The following is a 5357-nucleotide window of genomic DNA, read 5'->3' as shown; positions in this document are numbered from 1 at the left end:
TAAAGCGTGCTTACTGTCGCTTACACGCTCAATCTTCGCCCCAAGAGCGGAAAGCTGCTCCACAAAGGACGGGTAACCACGGTCAATGTGATAAACGTCGTGCACCACGGTTTGTCCCTCCGCAACAAGGCCCGCCAGAACAAGGCCTGCGCCTGCACGGATATCGGATGACCACACATCAGTAGAGCTCAAACACTCAACGCCACGGATGACTACGTGGTGGCCGTCCACGTTTGCGTCCGCACCAAGGCGCAGCATCTCATCCACAAAGCGGAAGCGGGCTTCGAAGACGTTCTCGGTGATCACGGACACGCCGTCGGCAATAGCTGCAATCGCAATCGCCATGGGCTGCAAATCCGTCGGGAACCCGGGGAACGGCAAGGTTTGGTAATCGACTGCTTTCGGACGCTGGTCCATACGCACGCGGAAACCGTTGTCGTAGGTCTCCACATCCGCCCCAGCCAGCTTCAGCTTGGACAACGCCAAGTGCAGGTGGCCCGGTGCAATGCCGGTGACCGTGATGTCGCCCTGCGTGATTGCCGCAGCATAAGCCCAGGTGCCCGCGACGATCCGGTCTCCCACCACGGTGTGTTCAACGGGCTCAAGCTTGTCCACGCCGCGAATCACCAGCGTTGAGGTCCCCGCGCCCTCAATCTGCGCGCCCATCTCATTGAGCAATTCGCACAGGTCCACAATCTCTGGCTCGCGCGCCGCGTTATCCAGCACGGTCTCGCCCTTTGCCAAGACAGCGGCGGTGAGGATGTTTTCCGTCGCACCAACGGATGGAAAGTCCAGGCTGATCTTCGCACCAACTAGCTGGGCGGCTTCAGCGACAACAGCGCCATGTTCAATGCGCGTGGTTGCACCCAGCTTTTCCAGGCCGGTCTGGTGCATATCCAATGGGCGCGAGCCAATAGCGTCGCCACCCGGAAGCGCAACGCGTGCCTCGTGGCAGCGAGCAACAAGTGGGCCCAGCACGGCAACGGAGGCGCGGAACTGACGCACCGCGTCAAAGTCAGCGTTCGGAGAGATTTGGGCTGGGGTGGTGATGTGCACCGTCTGACCGTCGATAAGAACTTCGCAGCCCAGGCCCTCAAGGACCTGCGCCATGAGGGGCACATCCAGGATCTCAGGGCAGTTGTGCAGGGTTGTTGTGCCCTCTACAAGCAGTGCTGCCGCCATGAGCTTCAGCACGCTATTTTTGGCGCCGTCCACCTTGACAACGCCTTCGAGCCGAGTGCCGCCAGTGACTAAAAATCGTTCCTTCACGGCACTAAGCGTACCTACGGCAAAGCGCCGATGCGGCGAGCTGCGTTGACCGCCTCATACCGCGTGTGAGCGCCAAGCTTGCGCATCACGCTTCGCAGGTAAGACTTCACCGTCTCTGGGCCAATCCCCATTTCTTCCGCGGCTTCAACGTTGGTATGCCCAAGTGCCACGCAGGACAACACGTCCAGCTCACGGGCGGAAAGCTTGGTGGTTTGCTTCACGCGAACCGGGGAAACCATCTGGTCACACAGCTGCTCAAGCTCTTTGCGCAGCGCCTCATCATCAACGCGGTTGGCCAGCATGCGCAGCTTCGAGTGGGTGGCACGCACCTGCTCCCATTCAGCACCGTTCATGACGCGGCCCTGCTTGGCAGAAGCCTTACCACCGTCTTGACGACGCAAAGCCGAATTCACCGCCAAGTCCTGCTCAAGCGTGCGGGCAGTCAGGGCGACCTCTTCGATCACCTTGTCACCCAAGCGCACAGTGGAGTGGACACCAACGTAAAGCACGCCGCGGATCTCACGTTGGACGATCACAGGAACGGCCACAACAGAGTGCAGGCCTTCCTCCTGGATCTGCTTGTCATACTCGTGCGAAATGACGTTCGCGCGCATGTAGTCAGAAACGCCCACTGCTCGACGGGTGGCAACGACGCGTCCGCCCACGCCGGCACCTTGATCAAGCACCAGGTTCTGCAGCGCCGGGGTGCGCAGGCCGATCCACTGCGTGATTTGCACGCGGTTATCTGCAAGCAAGGTGCCATACATCGCTACCGGAATTCCGGTGGCCGTCTTCAGGGCGGTCAGTGCAGCACGGATTGAGTCATCGTCGTCTTTGACCCGTTGGTCATCCACAGTCATGCGCATGATGATAACCCCTAAGCGGGGGTAGCCAAATTTCGCCCCTTGGGAGCTGAGCGTGTGGCGGGTGGGGGCGTTGGGAATGGCGTCGATAAGCAGACTGCTCTGTCTGGCGAATAAAAACTAGCCGGTCTACTTTAAAGGTGTATACTGCCAACAACAGAAAACGAATACAGCGAATACAAGGAGAAACACCATGGCAAAGATCGCAAACAACGTGCTCGAACTCATCGGCGGCACCCCGCTGGTCGAGCTCAACAGCATCACCGAAGCACACGGCGCGAAGGCTCGCGTGCTGGCAAAGCTGGAGTTCTACAACCCGGCAAACTCGGTGAAAGACCGCATTGGCAAAGCCATCGTCGAAGCCGCCGAGGCTTCCGGTGAGCTCAAGCCGGGCGGCACCATCGTTGAAGCAACCTCCGGCAACACCGGCATCGCACTCGCACTGGCCGGTGCAGCAAAGGGATACAACGTTGTCCTGACCATGCCGGAAACCATGTCCACGGAGCGTCGCGTCCTACTGCGCGCATACGGCGCAGAAATCGTGCTAACCCCAGGCGCCGCCGGCATGAAGGGCGCTGTAGAGAAGGCCAATGAGATCGTCGCAGAGCGTGAGAATGCTGTCCTGGCCCGCCAGTTTGAGAACGAAGCGAACCCGCTGATCCACTACAACACCACCGGCCCGGAGATCTGGAATGACACTGACGGTGAAGTAGACATCATCGTTGCAGGTGTAGGCACCGGCGGCACCATTTCTGGCAGCGCTAAGTACCTGAAAGAACAGAAAGCTAACGTCAAGGCCGTAGCCGTTGAGCCGGCCGCTTCCCCGCTACTGTCCAAGGGCGAGGCCGGCCCGCACAAGATCCAGGGACTCGGCGCAAACTTTGTCCCGGGCACGCTGGATCGTGGTGTAGTCGATGAAATCATCACTGTGACCAACGAGGACGCTGTATCCACCTCCCGCGAGCTTGCAGTGAAGGACGCTGTGCTCGGCGGTATCTCCGCAGGCGCAAACGTGAAGGCAGCCCTTGAGCTGGCTGCGCGCGAAGAGAACGCTGGCAAAACCATCGTGGTGATCATCCCGGACTTCGGTGAGCGCTACGTTTCCACCGTTCTGTACGAGGACATCCGCGACTAGGAGCTTTTTGCTTGACGACGTCCAACGCCCCCGCCTCCCATGAATCCAACACCATGGGACGCGGGGGTCACACATGTAAGCTGCCTCGTATGCTGTTGAAGGTCATCGCAACTCTCCGTGAGGATTTGTCGAACGCACGGGACCACGACCCCGCCGCACGAGGCGACGTAGAGAACGCAATTGTGTACTCCGGCCTGCACGCAATCTGGGTGCACCGAATCTGTCACGCGATGTGGAAACGCGGCTGGAAAGCACCCGCCAGGATCTTGTCACAGGCAAACCGGTTCTTCACCGGTATTGAGATCCACCCCGGCGCCACCATCGGCCGACGCTTCTTCATTGACCACGGGATGGGCATTGTCATCGGCGAGACCGCCGAGATCGGCGACGGCGTGATGCTCTACCACGGTGTCACCCTCGGCGGCCAGGTACTCACGCAGACGAAGCGCCACCCCACTATTGGAGACAACGTGACCATTGGCGCCGGCGCTAAAGTACTTGGTCCTGTGACCATTGGCGAAGGCTCCGCTGTGGGCGCAAACGCCGTAGTAACCAAGGACGTGCCGCCGCATTCCATCGCCGTGGGTATCCCGGCAAAAATTCGGCCCAAGAACCCGGGCGAGAAAACCCACTTGGTTGACCCGGACTGCTACGTGGACCCGGGGCACTACACAATTTAGTAGCGGTTAGCCCAGGAGCTCCTTGTAGTCCGCGTTCTGGTCGATGAACTTTGCCACCGCGGAGCACTGCGGGTCCACCGTCATCTTGTCTTCCCGCACATCGTCCAAGGCGTATTGAATCAACGGGCGTGAAAGCCCCTGACCGCGGAATTTAGGATCCACCACCGTGTGTGGCAGCACCCGGACATCGTCGCGGTCTACGTAGCTTGCAAAACCAGCGACCTCGCCACCGATGCTGATCTCATACTGGCCTGCAGCTTCATTCTTAGACAGCTGGTAGGTCGTCTCAGAGTTATTTTCCATAGCCACACCCTACCGACAAACGACAACACCCCGCCTTACCGGTATTACTACCAGCAAGACGGGATGTTTTTAAACTGTGGCCAGAGCCAGGATCGAACTGGCGACCCCACACTTTTCAGGCGTGTGCTCTACCAACTGAGCTATCTGGCCAGAACTACTCGTTTACCAAGCAATTCAGCGACCCTGACGGGACTTGAACCCGCGACCTCCGCCGTGACAGGGCGGCGCGCTAACCAACTGCGCCACAGGGCCTTATTTATTTGTTTCTGTGCTGTTGCACGAGTTGATACCTTACACAGATTATCTGATACGCCACAAATCAGCAGGTCGTTGCATCTTTTGTTGGCGTTGTTCACGGATGGTTCGCCGACTTACAGCCACCGGCGCTTCTCTCGAGACGGTGCCCAGGAAAGCACCCACATGTTAGCCGCGGAACCCGCATAGCCCGAGGTCTGCTTCTCAGTGAGTTGGCAGGCCCTCGAAACATAAACATCGGATAGCCGAGGTCGGATAGGGCCCATTCCGGCGCTCCGAGGGCCTTATCCGATGTTTGCCATCCGACTTTTATGGTCACGCTGGGGTTACACCCGCAGAGCATACCCCCAGCGCGCGGCTTAAGGGACATTTCGTGTGGATAAACCGATACGGATTCCCAGAATAGCCTGGGATAATGCCTTGATCTTGATTTTGAATCGGTTCCAACAGCCCGATCGGCGAAATCAACACCGGATAGTCCTAGGTCTGTGATAAGAGGACTGCAGCTGGTGCGGTAAGGCCAATTCCTATGGCTAATAGGAATCGGCCGTCGTGTGACATCTGCGGCCACGGACTGGTTAAGAACGGCAAAACCGCGGCAGGAACCCAACGCTGGCTATGTCCTCAGTGCAACGTTTCATCGATAAATACCCGCGCACACGCCAGCGAGATTCGCCACTTCAAAATCTTTATCGATTGGGTCTCTCTCCGGGGAATCCGCAGACCATTTAGCCAAGCGCCTTGGGGTAACAAGACGGACTTTAACCCGGTGGTTCAAGCTTTTGTGGTTTATCACCGTGCCCTCGTCTACTGACCCCTTGTCAGATGCGGGTTTTTGGTACCGGTGTTCCG

5 protein-coding genes, 2 tRNA genes and 1 pseudogene are annotated in these 5357 nt (G+C 58.6%); 3 read left to right on the top strand and 5 right to left on the bottom strand.

The window, feature by feature from the left end; all coding sequences use genetic code 11:
- Together murA and ramA are read right to left on the bottom strand one after the other, a co-directional pair.
- Nucleotides 1-1269, bottom strand: a 1269-nt coding sequence (gene murA, locus HMPREF3101_RS04370; protein ID WP_070463040.1) for a UDP-N-acetylglucosamine 1-carboxyvinyltransferase, incomplete at its 3' end; no start/stop codon positions are given.
- 14 nt (nucleotides 1270-1283) lie between these two features.
- On the bottom strand, nucleotides 1284-2129 hold the full coding sequence (gene ramA / locus HMPREF3101_RS04365; RefSeq protein WP_371327068.1) for an acetate metabolism transcriptional regulator RamA: 846 nt from the start codon (nucleotides 2127-2129) through the stop codon (nucleotides 1284-1286).
- 196 nt (nucleotides 2130-2325) lie between these two features.
- On the opposite strand from ramA, the gene cysK reads away from it, so the two are divergent.
- Nucleotides 2326-3267, top strand: a complete 942-nt coding sequence (gene cysK, locus HMPREF3101_RS04360) for a cysteine synthase A (RefSeq protein ID WP_070463037.1) — start codon at nucleotides 2326-2328, stop codon at nucleotides 3265-3267.
- A gap of 89 nt (nucleotides 3268-3356) precedes the next feature.
- Nucleotides 3357-3947, top strand: coding sequence for a serine O-acetyltransferase EpsC (gene epsC, locus HMPREF3101_RS04355; RefSeq protein ID WP_070463034.1), 591 nt, complete (start codon nucleotides 3357-3359; stop codon nucleotides 3945-3947).
- A gap of 6 nt (nucleotides 3948-3953) precedes the next feature.
- Here the strand turns inward: epsC and HMPREF3101_RS04350 are convergent, their stop codons facing one another.
- From HMPREF3101_RS04350 to HMPREF3101_RS04340, 3 genes are all read right to left on the bottom strand, one after another.
- Nucleotides 3954-4250 (bottom strand): GNAT family N-acetyltransferase, encoded by a 297-nt coding sequence (locus tag HMPREF3101_RS04350; RefSeq protein ID WP_070463031.1) that lies wholly within the window; start codon nucleotides 4248-4250, stop codon nucleotides 3954-3956.
- Between the two features lie 77 nt (nucleotides 4251-4327).
- Nucleotides 4328-4400: transfer RNA gene (locus HMPREF3101_RS04345), tRNA-Phe, on the bottom strand.
- A 28-nt stretch (nucleotides 4401-4428) separates the two neighbouring features.
- Nucleotides 4429-4502, bottom strand: a tRNA-Asp gene (locus tag HMPREF3101_RS04340).
- A 532-nt stretch (nucleotides 4503-5034) separates the two neighbouring features.
- On the opposite strand from HMPREF3101_RS04340, the pseudogene HMPREF3101_RS11700 reads away from it, so the two are divergent.
- Nucleotides 5035-5357: pseudogene (locus tag HMPREF3101_RS11700) on the top strand (hypothetical protein); the annotation flags it as partial.

The sequence above is a fragment of the Corynebacterium sp. HMSC29G08 genome, assembly GCF_001806875.1.
Classification (GTDB): Bacteria; Actinomycetota; Actinomycetes; order Mycobacteriales; family Mycobacteriaceae; genus Corynebacterium.
The sequence above is the reverse complement of the archived record's forward strand: the minus strand, read 5'-3'. Positions and strand labels throughout refer to the sequence as shown.

Excerpts from the sequence above, each read along its gene's own strand:
- epsC (WP_070463034.1), top strand. The coding sequence starts at position 3,357 with ATGCTGTTGAAGGTCATCGCAACTCTCCGTGAGGATTTGTCGAACGCA.
- cysK (WP_070463037.1), top strand. The coding sequence starts at position 2,326 with ATGGCAAAGATCGCAAACAACGTGCTCGAACTCATCGGCGGCACCCCG.
- HMPREF3101_RS04350 (WP_070463031.1), bottom strand. The coding sequence starts at position 4,250 with ATGGAAAATAACTCTGAGACGACCTACCAGCTGTCTAAGAATGAAGCT.
- ramA (WP_371327068.1), bottom strand. The coding sequence starts at position 2,129 with ATGACTGTGGATGACCAACGGGTCAAAGACGACGATGACTCAATCCGT.